The following is a 234-nucleotide window of genomic DNA, read 5'->3' as shown; positions in this document are numbered from 1 at the left end:
GTCCCCAATTGATTTTGAGATGTAGGTAGGGGTCTCACCATCGGCCGTCGCCATGAACCCCTGAACGCGGGTGTTGCTGAGAAAATTTTCCTTGCCCGGCTGCTCATAGGCGCCGGACAATGCCGACAGGCTCTGAATGATGAACATGACGCGGCCCTTGTACCCGGCGATCGTGGTGACAGCTGTCTTTATGGCTTCCAGTTTGCCGAGGTGCTTGAATTCGTCGAGTAGGAA

General features: G+C 55.1%; 1 protein-coding gene. It reads right to left on the bottom strand.

Going from position 1 to position 234, the window contains the following annotated elements; all coding sequences use genetic code 11:
- A partial coding sequence (locus KVT37_RS33025) for a type IV secretory system conjugative DNA transfer family protein (RefSeq protein ID WP_217579106.1) occupies nt 1-234 on the bottom strand: 234 nt, incomplete at both ends.

Source organism: Mesorhizobium sp. GbtcB19, from assembly GCF_019091085.1.
In the GTDB taxonomy this organism is placed as follows: domain Bacteria; phylum Pseudomonadota; class Alphaproteobacteria; order Rhizobiales; family Rhizobiaceae; genus Mesorhizobium.
The sequence above is the reverse complement of the archived record's forward strand: the minus strand, read 5'-3'. Positions and strand labels throughout refer to the sequence as shown.